The sequence below is a fragment of the Pseudoalteromonas sp. CR1 genome, from assembly GCF_019392235.1.
Classification (GTDB): Bacteria; Pseudomonadota; Gammaproteobacteria; order Enterobacterales; family Alteromonadaceae; genus Pseudoalteromonas.
In genome coordinates this window covers 1-279 of record NZ_JAHXRM010000174.1, presented here as the reverse complement: position 1 = coordinate 279, position 279 = coordinate 1, and the positions used below count along the sequence as shown (strand labels likewise).

Annotated in this window: 1 protein-coding gene; it reads left to right on the top strand. The window is 49.5% G+C overall.

Annotation, left to right across the window (positions count from 1 at the left end; translation table 11 throughout):
• A partial coding sequence (locus tag KZZ04_RS18980; RefSeq protein WP_219423810.1) for a hypothetical protein occupies nucleotides 1–279 on the top strand: 279 nt, incomplete at both ends.

The window sequence follows — 279 nt, the reverse complement described above, 5'->3', positions numbered from 1 at the left end:
CGGACACATTGCCTTACGGCTTTACGCTCATTCCGCTACGACCATTGTCCCTAGAAGAATGCCAAACTCTTTGGAATGGTCTTACGGGGCTTAATCCGGACAAGAAGCGGCTCCGACCCCTTCAAATTCTTACAGGTGGGAGCCCCCGCCTGATCCATATTTTGGCAGAATTTATGCATACCCCCTCCCTCAGCGACCTGATGGACAATTTAAATCGACTGATCGACCAAAACACTGAGTATTTCAAAAACCAACTTGATCTGCTTCCGAGCGGGGAAC